General features: G+C 62.1%; 16 protein-coding genes. 10 read left to right on the top strand and 6 right to left on the bottom strand.

Annotated elements, in window-relative coordinates:
- Nucleotides 1-219 precede the first annotated feature (219 nt).
- From IVB41_RS18355 to IVB41_RS18340, 4 genes are all read left to right on the top strand, one after another.
- Nucleotides 220-1,281: a class I SAM-dependent methyltransferase gene (locus IVB41_RS18355; protein ID WP_247433612.1), complete on the top strand. Its 1,062-nt coding sequence runs from the start codon at nt 220-222 to the stop codon at nt 1,279-1,281.
- A gap of 135 nt (nt 1,282-1,416) precedes the next feature.
- On the top strand, nt 1,417-2,274 hold the full coding sequence (locus IVB41_RS18350; RefSeq protein ID WP_027569402.1) for a hypothetical protein: 858 nt from the start codon (nt 1,417-1,419) through the stop codon (nt 2,272-2,274).
- A 249-nt stretch (nt 2,275-2,523) separates the two neighbouring features.
- Entirely contained in the window at nt 2,524-3,582 is a 1,059-nt protein-coding gene (locus tag IVB41_RS18345; protein WP_247433610.1) for an alpha/beta fold hydrolase, read from the top strand.
- A gap of 405 nt (nt 3,583-3,987) precedes the next feature.
- A complete protein-coding gene (locus IVB41_RS18340) occupies nt 3,988-4,968 on the top strand; it encodes a sensor histidine kinase (RefSeq protein WP_407062492.1) in 981 nt (326 codons plus the stop codon).
- Between the two features lie 53 nt (nt 4,969-5,021).
- Here IVB41_RS18340 and IVB41_RS18335 read toward each other — a convergent pair whose 3' ends face one another.
- From IVB41_RS18335 to IVB41_RS18320, 4 genes are all read right to left on the bottom strand, one after another.
- A complete protein-coding gene (locus tag IVB41_RS18335) occupies nt 5,022-5,366 on the bottom strand; it encodes a hypothetical protein (RefSeq protein WP_247433607.1) in 345 nt (114 codons plus the stop codon).
- Nucleotides 5,367-5,786: 420 nt separating this feature from the next.
- Nucleotides 5,787-6,878, bottom strand: a complete 1,092-nt coding sequence (locus tag IVB41_RS18330; protein ID WP_007592593.1) for a TRAP transporter substrate-binding protein — start codon at nt 6,876-6,878, stop codon at nt 5,787-5,789.
- A 217-nt stretch (nt 6,879-7,095) separates the two neighbouring features.
- Nucleotides 7,096-8,238 carry an Mrp/NBP35 family ATP-binding protein gene (locus IVB41_RS18325; protein ID WP_247433604.1) on the bottom strand — a complete coding sequence of 381 codons (1,143 nt, stop codon included), beginning with the start codon at nt 8,236-8,238 and terminating at the stop codon, nt 7,096-7,098.
- Nucleotides 8,239-8,291: 53 nt separating this feature from the next.
- Complete coding sequence (locus IVB41_RS18320) at nt 8,292-8,729, bottom strand: VOC family protein (RefSeq protein ID WP_027517244.1); 438 nt, start codon at nt 8,727-8,729, stop codon at nt 8,292-8,294.
- Between the two features lie 182 nt (nt 8,730-8,911).
- On the opposite strand from IVB41_RS18320, the gene IVB41_RS18315 reads away from it, so the two are divergent.
- The 5 genes from IVB41_RS18315 to IVB41_RS18295 all read left to right on the top strand — a co-directional run bounded on the left by IVB41_RS18315 (nt 8,912) and on the right by IVB41_RS18295 (nt 13,648).
- Complete coding sequence (locus tag IVB41_RS18315; protein WP_027569399.1) at nt 8,912-9,784, top strand: NAD(P)-dependent oxidoreductase; 873 nt, start codon at nt 8,912-8,914, stop codon at nt 9,782-9,784.
- Between the two features lie 22 nt (nt 9,785-9,806).
- Nucleotides 9,807-11,084, top strand: coding sequence for a sodium:proton antiporter NhaD (gene nhaD, locus IVB41_RS18310; protein ID WP_247433601.1), 1,278 nt, complete (start codon nt 9,807-9,809; stop codon nt 11,082-11,084).
- 137 nt (nt 11,085-11,221) lie between these two features.
- Nucleotides 11,222-12,817, top strand: a complete 1,596-nt coding sequence (locus IVB41_RS18305) for a HAMP domain-containing sensor histidine kinase (protein WP_027569397.1) — start codon at nt 11,222-11,224, stop codon at nt 12,815-12,817.
- 44 nt (nt 12,818-12,861) lie between these two features.
- Entirely contained in the window at nt 12,862-13,065 is a 204-nt protein-coding gene (locus tag IVB41_RS18300) for a DUF1289 domain-containing protein (protein WP_027569396.1), read from the top strand.
- 28 nt (nt 13,066-13,093) lie between these two features.
- Complete coding sequence (locus IVB41_RS18295; RefSeq protein ID WP_027569395.1) at nt 13,094-13,648, top strand: TIGR02281 family clan AA aspartic protease; 555 nt, start codon at nt 13,094-13,096, stop codon at nt 13,646-13,648.
- 32 nt (nt 13,649-13,680) lie between these two features.
- On the opposite strand, the gene dusA is transcribed toward IVB41_RS18295, so the two are convergent.
- Entirely contained in the window at nt 13,681-14,676 is a 996-nt protein-coding gene (dusA, locus tag IVB41_RS18290) for a tRNA dihydrouridine(20/20a) synthase DusA (protein WP_256464240.1), read from the bottom strand.
- Between the two features lie 263 nt (nt 14,677-14,939).
- On the opposite strand from dusA, the gene IVB41_RS18285 reads away from it, so the two are divergent.
- Entirely contained in the window at nt 14,940-15,401 is a 462-nt protein-coding gene (locus IVB41_RS18285; RefSeq protein ID WP_247433598.1) for a tyrosine-type recombinase/integrase, read from the top strand.
- Nucleotides 15,402-15,558: 157 nt separating this feature from the next.
- Here the strand turns inward: IVB41_RS18285 and IVB41_RS18280 are convergent, their stop codons facing one another.
- Nucleotides 15,559-15,822, bottom strand: coding sequence for a hypothetical protein (locus IVB41_RS18280; RefSeq protein WP_247433596.1), 264 nt, complete (start codon nt 15,820-15,822; stop codon nt 15,559-15,561).
- Nucleotides 15,823-15,860 lie beyond the last annotated feature (38 nt).

Genomic DNA, 15,860 nt, shown 5'->3' with positions numbered 1-15,860 from the left:
GCTAGTCGGGCCGGTGCCCATATGGCCGCGCATGTCGGCTGCTGGGCTGCAGGCAAGGAATCCGCGGCTCGATCAAACGTTACCGCTTCTGGCCCATTCTGACATCAAGCGGCCCACGGCTATTCGCCGGAACGCGAACCCTTTCATGCTTCCGATCCGCCGGTCGCCCTAGGCTTTTTGGATAACGATGAGGCTGTTCTCAAAGAGGAGGAAGCTGCAATGCGTGAACCAGACCTTGAAAAGCTGAACGCGCTGGTGGGAAAGCTGGTCGGCGACCTCGGCATCGCGCTTGGCGGCGCCAGCATACTGCTCGGCGATCGCCTCGGACTCTACAAGGCGATGGCGGATGGTGCCATGATCACTCCGTCCGAGCTTGCGAAGAAGACCGGACTGCATGAGCGTTACGTGCGCGAATGGCTGTCCGGACAGGCCGCCTCCGGATACATCGACTACCATCCGGAAAAAAATGCGTTCTCACTCTCGGCGGAGCAAGCCATGGCGTTCGCCGAAGAGGGGTCGCCAGCCTTCTTTGCAGGCGCATTCGATGTCGTGCAATCCACCTATCTCGACGAACCCAAAGTCGCCGAAGCGTTTCGAACCGGGAAAGGCGTTGGTTGGCACGAGCATTCGAAGTGTCTTTTCTCCGGCACCGAACGCTTCTTCAGGCCGGGCTATAACGCCAATCTGGCTTCGAACTGGATTCCGACGCTCGAAGGCGTCGAAGCGAAACTGAAAGCCGGCGCCAGGGTAGCCGACGTCGGATGCGGCCACGGCGCCTCTACGATTGTGATGGCGCAGGCCTACCCCAATTCAGAGTTCTTCGGGTTCGATTACCATAAGCCTTCGATTGAACGCGCCAAGGTCCTTGCACAAGAAGCGGGCGTTGGAGACCGCATCACGTTCGCGCAGGCCAGTGCCAAGGATTTTCCAGCCAAAGACTATGATCTGGTGGCGTTCTTCGATTGCCTGCATGACATGGGCGATCCCGTGGGTGCAGGCAAGCATGTCAAGGAAACGCTAGCCAAGGATGGGGCTTGGATGATCGTCGAGCCGTTTGCTCATGACAATCTCAAGGACAATCTCAACCCGGTCGGATGCGTCTACTATCACGCCTCGACATTCATTTGTACGCCGGCATCACTGTCTCAGGAAGTGGGCTTGGGGCTCGGCGCACAGGCCGGTGAAAGCAGATTGCGTCAAGTGGCGACTGAAGCGGGCTTCAGGCGCTTCCGCCGCGCCACCGAGACGCCGTTCAACATGATCTTCGAAGTGCGTCCTTGACCGATCCGGCCGTTGCCTCCGTCCTGCAAGCCGCCGCGCGCTAATGGACAGATGCCCCGGCGTCGCGGCGCGCGCTAGCAACTTCTAAGTCGGTATCGCATTGGTCCGTGCCCTGACGAACTGAGGAGCTTGCCGGTGATAACGATTCCAGAACTGACGTCCCAGGCGCTCGGTGCGTTCCTGATCTCGGAGACAAGAGGCCGCTTCGGCTCGTCGCATGCCACCTTACCGGAATTGCTCCCCTACGCGGCAAAGCTTGCCCTGGAATGTATCGGCAACAGCGATGCATTATACCACAATGTCGAGCACACGTTGTTGGTCACGCTGGTCGGGCACGACATTCTGATCGGCCGCTCCCTCCTGAGGCCGACGACGGCGAGCGACTATGCTCACTTCATCCTGGCCTGTCTGATTCACGATATCGGCTACGTTCGGGGAATAATCCATGGAGACCAAGAGGGAGCCTATGTCGTTGATGGTACCGGCCGAACGGTGGAGTTGCCGATCGGCTCCTCCGATGCAGCGCTTGCACCCTATCACGTGGACCGCTCGAAATTGTTCGCCGCGGAGCGTCTCGACGCCGTCGACCAGATCGACGCCGCTCGCGTTGCCAGGGCCATCGAGTATACCCGTTTTCCCTATACGGACGAACCAACGAGCGAACTCAAGGATGACTTGGACGAGGAGGAAGGTTTGCTGCTCCGCGCCGCTGATCTGATTGGTCAGCTCGGCGATCCGAACTACATGAAAAAATCAAATGCGCTCTTCTATGAATTTGAGGAGATCGGGCTCAACAAATCGCTCGGATACGCCACGCCCGCGGATGTGGTGTACAAATACCCTCAATTCTACTGGACCAAGGTTGCACCCCAAATCCAGGCTGCCATCCGCTGCTTGAATGTAACCTCGAGCGGACGGCAATGGATCAGCAGCCTGTATGGCAATGTCCTACGCGCTGAGCGAGAAGTCAGACTGTCTGGTCCACAGCTATAGATCGGCGTTCTAAACCGTGGTTTTCGGCAAAGAGGCCGGCGCGGCCTGAGGGGGCGCCGTTATCGGCTACTCGCGCCCCGTATGCACGCGCGAGTCTGCACCAACGCCAGAGGCCGTTCGCCGGAACCTCGCGCCCGCTCGGACGTCTGCTTTTCATCGAGGAACCAAACACCCCGCATCCCCGTTTGCCTCGGCTGCAACATTTCTCACTTGCATGAGGCGTCGTGCAGACCACCGAAGGTAATGCACATGCGGGTTGCACGACGAACACGTTCCCCCTCGCTTCTGTCCGACTGCCTGGCCGCCCTCACGCGACATCCGGGCGCCACCGCATTTGCTGCCGCAGGTACTCTCATCGCGGCTACCGCAATCATAAACCGGCGGCTCGCGAACAAAGCGCAACGCGATAATCCTCCGCAGGGGCGGTTCATCGACGTCGAGGGGGTCCGCCTGCACTATTTGGAACGCGGCAGGGGCAAGCCGCTGGTCTTGTTTCACGGCAATGGCAGCATGGTCCAGGATTTCGACGCGAGTGGATTGATCGATCTCGCGGCCGAGAACTACAGGGTCATGGTGTTCGATCGTCCCGGTTTTGGGCATAGCTCGCGGCCGAGGCACGTCGTCTGGACCCCGGATGCCCAAGCGGACCTGTTCAAGAAGGCGCTCGATCAGTTGGGGGTCTCTCAAGCGATTGTCCTTGGCCATTCGTGGGGAGCGTCGGTTGCGGTTGCGCTGGCGACAAGACATCCCTCGTTCGTGCAGGCTCTCGTGCTGGCCTCGGGCTATTATTTCCCGACTCCCCGCGCGGACAGCGCCGCGTCGGTGCTGTCCGCCCTACCAGTGGTCGGGGACGTCATCAGCTCCACGATTTCGCCGCTAGCCGGTCGGATGATGTGGCCCGCGATGTTGCGCAAGCTGTTTGGCCCCCGGCCGGTCCCGAACAAGTTCGCGGGCTTTCCGAAAGAAATGGCGCTCCGCCCATCACAGATGCGGGCCACAGCGGCTGAAGCGACGATGTTGATCCCCGCCGCATTCTCAGGTTCGAAGACTTATGCAGAGCTCAAGATGCCGACGATCATTATCGCAGGCCAGGACGATCGTCTGATCGATATCAAGCAGTCGGTCAGGCTGCACGGCGAGGTCAAGCAGAGCAAATTGCGCCGGATCGACGGAGCGGGACACATGATTCATTATTCCGCAACCGCTGACGTGATGGCAGCCATCGACGAAGCTGCTGCCGAGGCCGTGTTGATCCATGGAAAAGAGGGTCCGGGCGTACAACAGCCCCGAGAGACTACCGGCACCTGACGGGCAGATTGTTGGCGAGAAAGCGGCGGCACGGAATTTCCGAATAAAATGCCGAGCGCCCCAAAGGACGTGATGACCCGGCATAGCGCCAACGGTTCGTGGCGATGCCCATCGGTTCGTAGATGTGTTCAATCGGCACCAGCTCAAATTGCTGAATGAAGGTTCGCGAAGCAATGCGTAGTCGCAGACGAACAGCGCCACTTATGGCCGTCGGCGAGCCTCATGGCTCGTTTGAGGATCGCTTCTGAGCCAACTCGGGCACGGGACCACACTTCGACCCGCCCTCCCGGTCGAACCGAGACCTTTTCTATGGGGTATGGTATCTGTCGATCGCCCGTCGGCAGAGATGCCGATCTGGTCGGATCAGCAGGAAAGCAAAGCGCGATGTTTCCTAGCCAGGTGACGATGCCGTTGTGGCACGAAAAGCACCTTCGGGCTGCCACTCGCGCGGCCGGTGTCGCTCTATGGTCCTGGAACGTTGATACCGACGCCATCACCATGGATGAACCCGCGTACGACCTCTGGGAGGTGTCCAAGGACGAGCAGAACATTACGTTCGAAATACTCTCCAAGAGTATCCACCCGGCCGATCTTGAGAGGGTCAGATCAGCATTTGCGGCTACTCGCGCAGTCGTGGGCTCTTACGAGATCGATTTTCGTATTCTAACCGGAAGCGATATTCGTTGGATTTCCGCTCGGGGCCAAGGCGACGACGCCGACATAGCGGATCGAACGATGTTCGGTATTTTCCTGGATGTCACCCAACGCAAGCAAGCTGAGGAAGCCAACGAGCTACTGGCGGGCGAGATGAGCCACCGGCTGAAAAACCTTCTCACCGTCGCAACGGCGCTGACTCAAATCAGCTCACGCTCGGCAGCATCAAAAGAAGATATGGCCCAGGAGCTGACCAGCCGCCTGATCGCTCTTGGACGTGCTCAGGACCTCGTTCGCCCGGTACCAGGACAAAACAGAGGGGGGACGCTGCTTGGAGACCTCATCTCCGTTCTGCTTGCGCCGTACGACGAGGAGGGAGCCAGTGTTCGTATTCGCGTCTCGGTCCCCAAGATGAACGTGGGAGAGGCTTCCAGCACAGCACTCGCCTTGGTGATGCACGAACTGGCAACCAACTCTGCGAAATACGGTGCACTGTCGCTTTCGAGTGGCACCTTGGACGTATCGTGCAACGCCCACGAGGACGAGGTGTTGGTCAAGTGGACGGAGCGGGGTGGTCCCCCTGTTGTCGCTCCAACAAAGCTCGAAGGCTTCGGAAGCCAGTTGGTGCACCGAAGTATGGCCGCCCAGCTTGGCGGGGCTATAAGTTTTGACTGGTCGGAAGAGGGTGTGGTGATCATCCTGCGCATGAGCAAAGACCGCCTTGCGAATTAATGCTCAGCTGATTTCCCGCGCCCACTCCTGTCTGCCGATTGGCGCCCTTGACTTTACTTCGTACGATGCTCGTGAAAAGCGACCCTGAGTTCGGCCAGTTCATCGCTTGTCGCTCCCAATTCCGCATCGGCACGGCTTGCAGGTAAATTCCTGTAAGCAATCGGCTGATCGAACTGGCTGGCCGTAAAGTCGTACCGCCGACCACCGATGCGATTGTAAAAATGGTCGCCCGCCGGCAGCGGCGTCTTCAGCAGATCGCCGCCAAAGAGCTCGTGAATCAACAGCGAGGTGACGTTGCATTGCCCTGCCGCCGGATTGCGCGCCGTCCATTGACTGGCGGTTGCCAACGACCAGGCCTTGCGCAACGCGCTTTGAACCTCATCGGGATCGAAGCTCATCGTCAATCCAGGCTGGCCATCGAGGCGATGATTTCGGATTTTACGATAATGCTTTTATGCCACTGTTTTGCCCGACGAGTCAAACGGCCGTCGCTGAAGCGCTCGCTTGGTACTCCTGGGCACACCCCGCTTTTACGCCCAAATTGCAAAGTTCTCATCGCCCCGCGATGCTCCGGCCTGCCTCCCAATTACCTCCATCGCATCAAGCGCTTGGCTGCACTCGCAACGCCTTGTCCTCTCACCCCTCCTCTACTGTGCATGGGGTTGTTTTTCAGATTTTTTGTTGGAGGCCCCGCCCGTCCCGCGGGGACGCCGCCGCTCGGCGGCCTCCGCGTCGCCTATTCCCATCGCGTCGCCCCAAAGAAAAAGCCCGGCCTCGCGAACGAGACCGGGCGTGTCGTCTTGCGACTTGCTCGAAGATCAGCCGCGGGTGCGCGAGCGGATCATGAAGCTGTCGTAGGTGTATTCGGCGACCTGCCACCACAGATATTCGTCGGAGCGGTAGGCCTGCATGGCGTCGATCGACTTCTTGAAGTCGGGATTCTTGGCCGAGATCTCGCCCCACAATTCGTTGGTCGCCTTGAGACAGGCTTCCAGAACTTCATTGGTGAACGGGCGAAGCTGCGTTCCGCCGGCAACCAGGCGCTTCAGGGCGCCGGGGTTCACCATGTCGTAGCGCGCGGCCATCCAGGTGTTGGTGTTGACGGTCGCGTTGGTGAGGATCGCCTGGTAGTTCTTCGGCAGCTCGTTCCACTTGTCGATGTTGGCGAAGGCGTGAACGGTCGGACCGCCTTCCCAGAAGCCCGGGTAGTAGTAGTACTTGGCGACCTTGGCGAAGCCGAGCTTCTCGTCATCGTAGGGGCCGACCCATTCGGCCGCGTCGATGGTGCCCTTCTCCAGCGACGGATAGATGTCGCCGCCGGCGAGCTGCTGTGGCACCACGCCGACCTTCTGCAGCACCTGGCCGGCAATGCCGCCGATGCGCATCTTGAGGCCCGAGAGGTCGGCAACGGTCTTGATCTCCTTGCGGAACCAGCCGCCCATCTGGGTGCCGGTGTTGCCGCAGGGGAAGCCCATCACGTTCGACTTCTTGAAGAACTCGTTGGCGAGTTCGTTGCCGCCTCCCTGGTAGAGCCAGGAATTCTGCTGGCGCGCGTTCAGGCCGAAAGGCACCGACGCGAAGATCGCGAAGGTCGGGTCTTTGCCGACGTAGTAATACGACACCGTGTGGCACATCTCGACGGTGCCTTTCTGGGTCGCATCCAGCGCCTGCAGGCCCGGGACGATTTCACCCGCCTGGAAGACTTGGATCTGAAACTTGTTGTCGGTCATCTCGGCGACATACTTCGCCATCTGCTCGGCACCGCCATAGATGGTGTCGAGCGACTTCGGGAAGCTCGACGTCAGGCGCCACTTGATCTCGGGCGAGGACTGCGCGATCGCCGGCGAGGCCACCGCTGCGGTCGCCGCCGCACCGGCTGCCGACACTTTCAGGAAATCACGACGCTTCATCTTCAGTCTCTCCTTGTTGGGGCGTTTCCCCTAACTTCCTCTTTGCTGCCGCTCATTCCGGCGACGCGTTCTTTGGCCGCGTCGAACCGAAGGGGCTTGACTGCCGTGGGCCTTTAACACGGAAGCCCCGCTTTCGAAACGCGACATTGGCATGACAGGGCTCTACGAAAGTCGCATGTCCCCGGGGTATTGGTTTGAAGGGATTGCTTGGATCCGCTCAGGCCGCGGCGATGACGCCCTTGAGCTGGTCCCGCACCTGTCCCGCAATGGCGCGGTAGATCGCCGCATGGGGCCCGTCCGGCTCGCTGTCGACCACGGGCGTGCCGGCGTCCGAGGTGGCGCGAATCGCCATGTGCAGGGGGACCTCGCCCAGGAACGGTACTCCGAGCTTCTCGGCCTCGTGGCGCGCGCCGCCATGGCCGAAAATGTCGGATTTCGTGCCGCATTGCGGGCACTGGAAATAGCTCATGTTCTCGACGATGCCGAGCACGGGCACGTTGACCTTCTTGAACATCGCAAGCCCCCGTCTTGCGTCGATCAGGGACAGGTCCTGCGGGGTCGAGACGATCACGGCGCCCTTCAAGGGGACGTTCTGCGCCAGGGTGAGCTGGGCATCCCCGGTGCCTGGCGGCATGTCAACGACGAGGACGTCGAGCTGGCCCCATGCGACGTCGCGCAGCATCTGCGTCACCGCCGACATCACCATCGGCCCGCGCCAGATCATCGCGGTCTCTTCCTCAACCAGGAAACCGATCGACATGATCGCCAGGCCAAAGCGCCTGAGCGGAATCATCTTGCGCTCGCCATCCAGCTCCGGCTTCGCATGCAGGCCCGTCAGGCGCGGCACCGAGGGGCCGTAAATGTCGGCATCGAGCAGCCCGACCTTGAGGCCGAGATCGCGCAGGCCCAGCGCAAGATTGAGCGCGGTGGTGGACTTGCCGACGCCGCCCTTGCCCGAGGCGACCGCGATCACGGCCGCGACGCCCGGAATCTCGGACTGCCGCGCCATCGGCGATTGGGCGCCGCCCTGCGGCGGCGGCTTGTGGGCGTGGACCGGCTGCACGCCCGGCGTGCCGCGACTGGGCGTTGGCGGCGGCGGTGGTGCCGCGCCCGCCTTCCGCTCCGCCGTGAGCGCCACCATGACGGTGGTGACGCCGGGAATGGCGCGCACAGCGGCCTCGGCCTCGGCCCGGACGGATTCCCAGGCGCGCGCCTCGGCGGCATCGACATTGATCGAGAAGAACACCTTGCCATCGGCCGCGCTGATCGCGCTCAGCACATTGGCATTGGTGAGCGCGACCCCGCGGGGCGACTTGATCCTGGCGAGGCTGTCGAGAACCTGCTGCTGCGTCACGCTCAAAGCGCATCTCCTAGAATTCAAGATGCCCCATTAGAGCGGAAACGCCCAAAAGGCTACTGCCTGCCGATATCGTCAGCCATCTCGGCGGGCGCCGCGCCCTGCTCCAGGGCAGCCTCGTAATTCAGCTCGATCATGACCCCGTTGGGGTCATGGACGAAGATCTGCCAGAGTTCGCCGCCGGGCACTTGGCGGGAGTCGAACTTCATCCCCTTTGAGGCCAGCCGCTGCTTCATGCCGTCAAACCCGCGGCTGGCGAAGGCGACGTGGTGGACAACGCCGGAATCCGGCTTTTGTGGCTCGGCAGTCGGAGAAATATCGACGAGGTGCACCACCGGCTTACCCTCGCTGTACATCCAGGCGCCGGGAAAGGCGAAATTCGGCCGGGCGCCCTTTTCCAGGCCCAGCACGTCCTCGTAGAAGCGGACGGTCTCGGCCAGATTCCGGGTCCGGATGTTGAAATGATCGAGCACGCCCACGCTTACGCCGCCCATGCCTTCGCTCCCTTTTTTTGAAGTCCTTAGGTCCGCCACCCTAGCACAAGCGGGGGCCAAACGAACCCGTTGCCCTCCGGCCTCAAGGGTTTATGGTGCGGCCGATCTGCCGCAATGGCGGAACCGGACGGCCCTCGCCCGGCAAGAACCGTAAAACCCAAACTACGGACAAGGTACCACAGATGGCTAAAGTCGCTTTCCTCGGTCTCGGCGTGATGGGCTTCCCCATGGCCGGACACCTCGTGAAAAAAGGGGGCCATGAGGTCACCGTCTACAACCGCACCGCGGCCAAGGCGAAGGAGTGGGCGGACAAGTTCGGCGGCAAGACCGCGGCGACCCCGAAGGCTGCAGCCGAGGGCCAGGATTTCGTGATGTGCTGCGTCGGCAACGACAACGATCTGCGCGCGGTCACGATCGGTGCCGACGGCGCGTTTGCCGGCATGAAGAAGGGCGCGACCTTCGTCGACCACACCACCGCTTCAGCCGAGGTCGCGCGTGAGCTCGATGCGGCCGCGACCAAGGCCGGCTTCAAGTTCATCGACGCACCCGTGTCCGGCGGGCAGGCCGGCGCCGAGAACGGCGTGCTGACGGTGATGTGCGGCGGCGCGCAGGACGCCTATGCGGGTGCCGAGCCGATCATCACAGGCGCCTATGCGCGAATGTGCAAATTGCTGGGGCCGGCCGGCTCCGGCCAGCTGACCAAAATGGTCAACCAGATCTGCATCGCCGGCCTCGTCCAGGGCCTCTCCGAGGGTGTTCACTTCGCCAAGAAGAGTGGCCTCGACGTCGCCGCCGTGATCGAAACCATCTCAAAGGGCGCCGCGCAGTCCTGGCAGATGGAAAACCGCTACAAGACCATGAACGAGGACAAATACGATTTCGGCTTCGCGGTCGAATGGATGCGCAAGGATCTCTCGATCTCGCTGGCCGAAGCCCGCCGCAATGGCGCCAATTTGCCGGTGACCGCGCTGGTCGACCAGTTCTACGCGGAGGTCGAGAAGATGGGCGGCAAGCGCTGGGATACGTCGAGCCTGCTCGCGCGCCTTAATCGCTGACCTCTGACGAAGTGATCCTGCCTTGCTGATCGCACTCGCCGCAATCTTCGTCCTCGCCTATGCGGCGATCGCGCTTGAGCATCCGATCGGGGTGAACAAGAGCGCGTCTGCGCTACTCGGCGCCGGCGTGCTCTGGACAATCTATGCGCTCGCGACCGGTGACCACACGGTGGTCGGCCGTCAGCTAGATGAGTCCGTCGCCTCCACCGCGCAGATCGTGTTCTTCCTGATTGGCGCGATGACGATCGTCGAGGTCATCGACGCCCATGATGGTTTCGAAGTCATCACCTCACGCATCAGCACGACCAGCCAGGTCCGTCTGATATGGCTGATCGGTTTCGTGACCTTCTTCCTCAGCGCGATTCTCGACAATCTGACCACCACCATCGTCATGATCTCGCTGATCCAGCGGCTGATCGCCAAGCGCGACGACCGATTGCTGTTCGCCTCCCTCATCGTCATCGCCGCAAATGCCGGTGGTGCATGGACCGTGATCGGCGACGTCACCACGACCATGCTGTGGATCGGCGGACAAATTTCGCCCCTGAAAATCATGGGCGCGGTGTTCCTGCCCTCGCTGCTGAACCTGCTGGTGCCGCTCGCATTCATCAGCTTTTCGCTCAAGGGCAAGACCATCGCACCGCCGCCGAAAGAGGACGGATTGCAGGGCGTCGATCCGTTCGAGCGGAACGTGATGTTCTATCTCGGACTCGGCGTACTGATCGCGGTGCCCGCCTTCAAGACGGTCACGCACCTGCCGCCCTTCATGGGCGTCCTGCTCGGGCTTGGCGTCGTGTGGCTGGTGGGCGAGATCGTTCATCGCGACAAGGATGAGCATGTCCGTGGTCCGCTCACGCTGGCGAATGCGCTGACGCGGATCGACATGGGCTCGATCGTGTTCTTCCTCGGAATCTTGCTCGCGGTCGCCTGCCTCGAACATGCCGGCTTGCTCTCCATGCTGGCCAAATGGCTGGACACCGCGATCGGCCGACAGGACATCATCGTGATCGTGCTCGGGCTGCTTAGCGCCGTCATCGACAACGTGCCGCTGGTCGCCGCGACCATGGGCATGTACGACCTGGCGCATTATCCACCCGACAGCTTCCTCTGGGAGTTCATCGCCTATTGCGCCGGCACCGGCGGTTCGATCCTGATCATCGGCTCGGCCGCGGGCGTCGCCGCCATGGGGCTCGAGCGCATCGAGTTCCTCTGGTACGCCCGTCGCATCGCCCTCCCGGCGCTCGCCGGCTATCTGGCGGGAGCCGTGGTGCACATCGCGCAGCACGCGGCGCTGCATTGAGCGGCTCACGTCGGATCCAAAATTAACGCCGGGTTAACGTAATTCTTTAGCTCCTTAAGTCACCTCTTAAGGATTTCTTGCCAGAGATAGAGAATGCAGAAGGCCCGTCCCGCGCGGGCAGGAATTGTTGTTGTGCGATGAGTAAACCCGCTGAAAAGCCCGAGGTTGTGCAGCTTCCGGCCGAGCCGGTGAGCGTGCCGTCGGCGAGCCATCGCCGGGCTGCGGCACAGCGGGTACGCGAGGCGCGCGACAAGTTAACGTCGACCAGTGGAACCCGACCGGCTTTCGACGCCGAGATGCTGCGCCACTACGCCCAGACCCGGCTGTCGGCCTCCTATGTCGTGATGCTGCTTGTGGTCGCGACGGGCGTGCTGTTTGGGCTGTGGATGCAGCCGATCCCGGCGGCGGCCTGGACCGCCGGCATGCTGTGCATCCATGCTGCGATGATCCGCAGCTGCCACCGCTTCCTGGCCGAACCCGCCTCGCCCGCAGCAACGCGCGCATGGCAGACGCGTTTCGTCGTGCTCGACCTGCTCTATGGCCTTTGCTGGATGGCGATCCTAATCCATCCCGTGCTCGACATGATCACGGAATCGCTGATGATGTTCCTGATGCTGCTGGTGATCGCAGTATCGAGCATGCTGGCCGCCAATCTGCCGATCGCCGCCCTCGCCGCCACTGCACCGGTCGCGGTCGCGATGGCGCTGAGCTTCGTGATGACGGGCTCGCTGGACAATTACATCCTGGCCGCGCTCGCCCTCGCCGCCGAAGGCTATTTCGTGCTGCTGGCCCACCGCCTGCACTCTTCGACCTTCGCCACGCTCGAGGCGCGCGCCGAGAAGGACGCGCTGATCGGTGAGCTCGAACAGGCCAAGGCGATCTCGGACGAGGCGCGCCACCGCGCCGAATCCGCCAACGTCGCCAAGTCGCGCTTTCTCGCTCAGATGAGCCACGAATTGCGGACGCCACTCAATGCGATCCTCGGCTTTTCCGAGGTGATGAAGAGCGAGATTTTCGGCGCGCATGCCGTGCCGGTCTACAAGGAGTACTCGGCGGACATCCATAATTCCGGCGTCCACCTGCTCAACCTCATCAACGAGATCCTCGATCTGTCGCGGATCGAGGCCGGCCGCTACGAGCTCAACGAGGAGGCGGTCTCGCTGGTCGGCATTGTCGCCGACTGCCATCATCTGATGAAGCTGCGCGCCTCGAGCCGTGGTATCACCATCCACGAGGTGTTCGAGCAGGCGATGCCGCGACTGTGGGCCGACGAGCGCGCGATCCGCCAGGTCGTGCTCAATCTGCTCTCCAACTCGATCAAGTTCACTCCGCAGGGCGGCGAGATCTGGCTCAAGGCCGGCTGGACGGCCTCAGGCGGACAATATCTCTCGGTGAAGGATACCGGCTCCGGAATCCCCGAGGACGAGATCCCGGTCGTGCTGGCCTCGTTCGGCCAAGGCTCCAACTCGATCAAGTCGGCCGAACAGGGCGCCGGTCTCGGCCTGCCGATCGCCAAGAATCTGGTCGACCTGCATGGCGGTACGTTCACGCTGAAATCGAAGCTGCGCATCGGCACCGAAGTGATCGTCACCTTCCCGCCCGAGCGCGTGATGAGCGCGCTGGCGCCGATGTCGGATGATTCTCCGCCGCTCCAGCCCGAGAGTTCCGCGGTAGCGGACGAGAAGCGCCGGCCCCGTCGCAAGCCGATCATGAGCGCAGGTACGGGCTCGTAACGAGATGCTTGCAGACATGCCCGACCATCCGCCACTATGTCCGAATGAGCAAAGAAACGCCGTGCGTGGCCGTCTGCATGATCGATCCCAAGACCAGGCTGTGCTTCGGCTGCGGACGCACGTTGCCGGAGATCGCGCGCTGGCACGCCATGGAGAGCGCGGAACGGCTCGCGGTCATGGCGCTGTTGCCGGCGCGCATGAATCAGGCTGGACTTGCGCCCATCGCGGGATCGCCGGAACGCACCTGACCGGCCTGAGCGCATCGGGAGGTGCGCAATGATCCGATTCCTGCTCGTTCTCACCATGCTCGCCTGCACGGCAGGTGCCGTCGTCGCCTATGGCGATTCCGACCAGATCGCGCGCGCGAGCAGCAAGGTCTCGCATATCTTTCGCGCGCAGACCGCAGCGCCCGCCCCCGCCGTGCAGATCCCGCGCGGCCAGGGCGGCGAATTCGCGCTGCGCGCGAAGATCAACGGCGTGGCCGCACCGATGGTCATCGACACCGGCGCGACTTCGGTGGTGCTTACCTGGGAAACCGCGAAAGCGATCGGGCTGCCGCTCGAGATGCTCGAATACGACGTCGATCTCGAAACCGCGGGCGGTCACACCAAGGCGGCCCGCCTCACGATCGACCGCCTCTCCGTCGGTCACCTCGTCGAGAAATCGGTGCCGGCCCTCGTCGTGCAGCGCGGGCAGATGAAGACCAACCTGCTCGGCATGAGCTTCCTGGACCGCCTGGAGAGCTGGGGCGTGCGCGCCGACAAGCTGATGCTCACCGGTTATCCGGAGCTCCAGACCAGTCAACGCCGCTCGCGCCTGGCAGTCGACTAGACTTTTGCAATCCGGCTCGCCATGTGCCTCGGCTAGGCTGCCGCCTCCGCCGGCGCGCGGGCACCGACACGCGCAATCGCATCGCGCAGCACCTCGAGGCCGGCGCCCGGCTTCACCCCCTGCTCGGCAAGATGGCGGCGGAAGGCGCGCGCGCCGGGCACGGCATGGAATGCGCCGACGAAATGCCTCGTCATGGAGTGCAGCCGCGTGCCGCGCGCGAGCTGTCGTTCGATGTAGGGCATCATCGCTTCGAGCGCATCCTGCATCGAGGCATGCGGCGCCGCCTCGCCGAAAATGTCGGTATCGACCGAGAGCAGCCGCCACGGCTCCTGATAGGCGGCTCGTCCAAGCATCGCGCCGTCAACGTGATCGAGATGTGCTCTTGCCTCGTCGATGCCGGGGATGCCGCCGTTGATGATGACAGGCATATCGGCCATTGCTCGCTTGAGGCGATAGACGCGATCATAGTCGAGCGGCGGGATGTCGCGATTTTCCTTCGGTGACAAACCACTGAGCCATGCTTTCCGGGCATGCACGATCAGCGCATCGCAGCCGGAGGCGACGACCGCGCGCGCAAGGTGGTCGAGTGCGATCTCCGGATCCTGGTCGTCGATACCGATGCGGCACTTCACGGTGACGGGCACGGCAACCGCACCCTTCATCGCCTCGACACACCTCGCCACGAGATCGGGCTCTGCCATGAGGCAAGCGCCGAAACGGCCGTCCTTCACGCGGTCGGATGGGCAGCCGACATTGAGGTTGATCTCGTCATAACCGAACTCCTCGCCGATCCGCGCCGCCAGCGCCAGCTCGCGCGGATCCGACCCGCCGAGCTGAAGCGCGACCGGGTGCTCGACCACGTCGAACCCAAGCAGCCGCTCCCGGTCACCATGAATGATGGCACCAGTGGTCAGCATCTCCGTATAGAGCAGCGCCCGCCGCGTCAGGTGACGGTGGAACACCCGGCAATGCCGGTCGGTCCAGTCCATCATGGGCGCCACAGAAAAGCGATAGCCTTGATATTCCAAGTAGTTATCCTATCCTTACAATAGACTAGAGCAGGAACAAGTGCACACGTGTGCACCCCAAACTAGCCCAAATTGCACACGTTTGTACCGCGTTTGATCTCCCGGTGCACACGTAGCGCACACGAAATCGGGGTGGAGTGCACACGCAATGCCGACCTTTACGAAGGTCAAGTCGGGCAGCTGGCGCGTTCAAGTCAGGAGGAAGAACGAGTACGTCGCAAACACCTTCGTCCGGCGGCGTGATGCGGAAGAGTGGGCACTGGATGTTCGAGCGTTCAATCGACCGCGGCACCCCAATTCGACGCTGCCGGCCTTTTGAGCAGCCTCGAATATTTTCCGATTTGATCGCGCTGCACCTCGACGATCTTGCGCAGGCCATGCGCCAAGCCGAGATCTGCCGGATCGAATGGTCCGATGTCGGTATGACGAAGCGAACTGTCACCATTCGCGACCGCAAAGATCCGAGGTGCAAGGACGGAAACCATCAAATCGTCCCTCTCCTAAATTCGACAGACTATGCTGCGTGGCAGATCATGCTGGAGCAACGCATTCTGACGCGCGGTCTCGGGCGCGTATTTCCTTACCACTCGAAGTCCGTCGGGGCCGCTTTCCGCAGGTCTTGCAACGCGATCGATATCGATGATCTTTGCTTTCACGATTCGCGTCACGAAGGGACAAGCAGACTCTTCGAAGCGGGTTCTCAATACAGCCGGTCGCTATGGTGACGGGCCATAAGGATTGGCGAATGTTGCAACGCTATACAAACCTCAAGCCCGAGGATCTGCACAAGATGCAGACAGCCGCTCAGCCGTCGCTGGAGCAGTTCCTGGCAACGCTGGCAGCAAGCTAGGGTGACTACCCCCTGCTCGCTCGCGGGCCCGACTATCTGTCTTCGCCGCTCCGCCGACGGAAGGGATCGGCGACATCGTCGTGGCCGCTGCGGCTGCTGAAGAACATCAGGGCCATCAGCCCGCAGCCGATAACCAGCGAGAAGAAAGCTCCGAGCCCAAGCGCGATCCAGCCATGCATGCCCATTTCGACCCCACTGCTGGCTCCCCAGATCGAGACAGCCCAAACGCCGGTCAGGATCAACATGGCTCCCAGAGCAACCATCAGCGCGATCTGGCCGGCACTGATGTTCTTCATGGCTGTTTCCGCTGTGTGTCTAACGAGGGTCAACGGCG

This window comes from Bradyrhizobium sp. 44 (assembly GCF_023073095.1).
GTDB lineage: Bacteria > Pseudomonadota > Alphaproteobacteria > Rhizobiales > Xanthobacteraceae > Bradyrhizobium.
The sequence above is the reverse complement of the archived record's forward strand: the minus strand, read 5'-3'. Positions and strand labels throughout refer to the sequence as shown.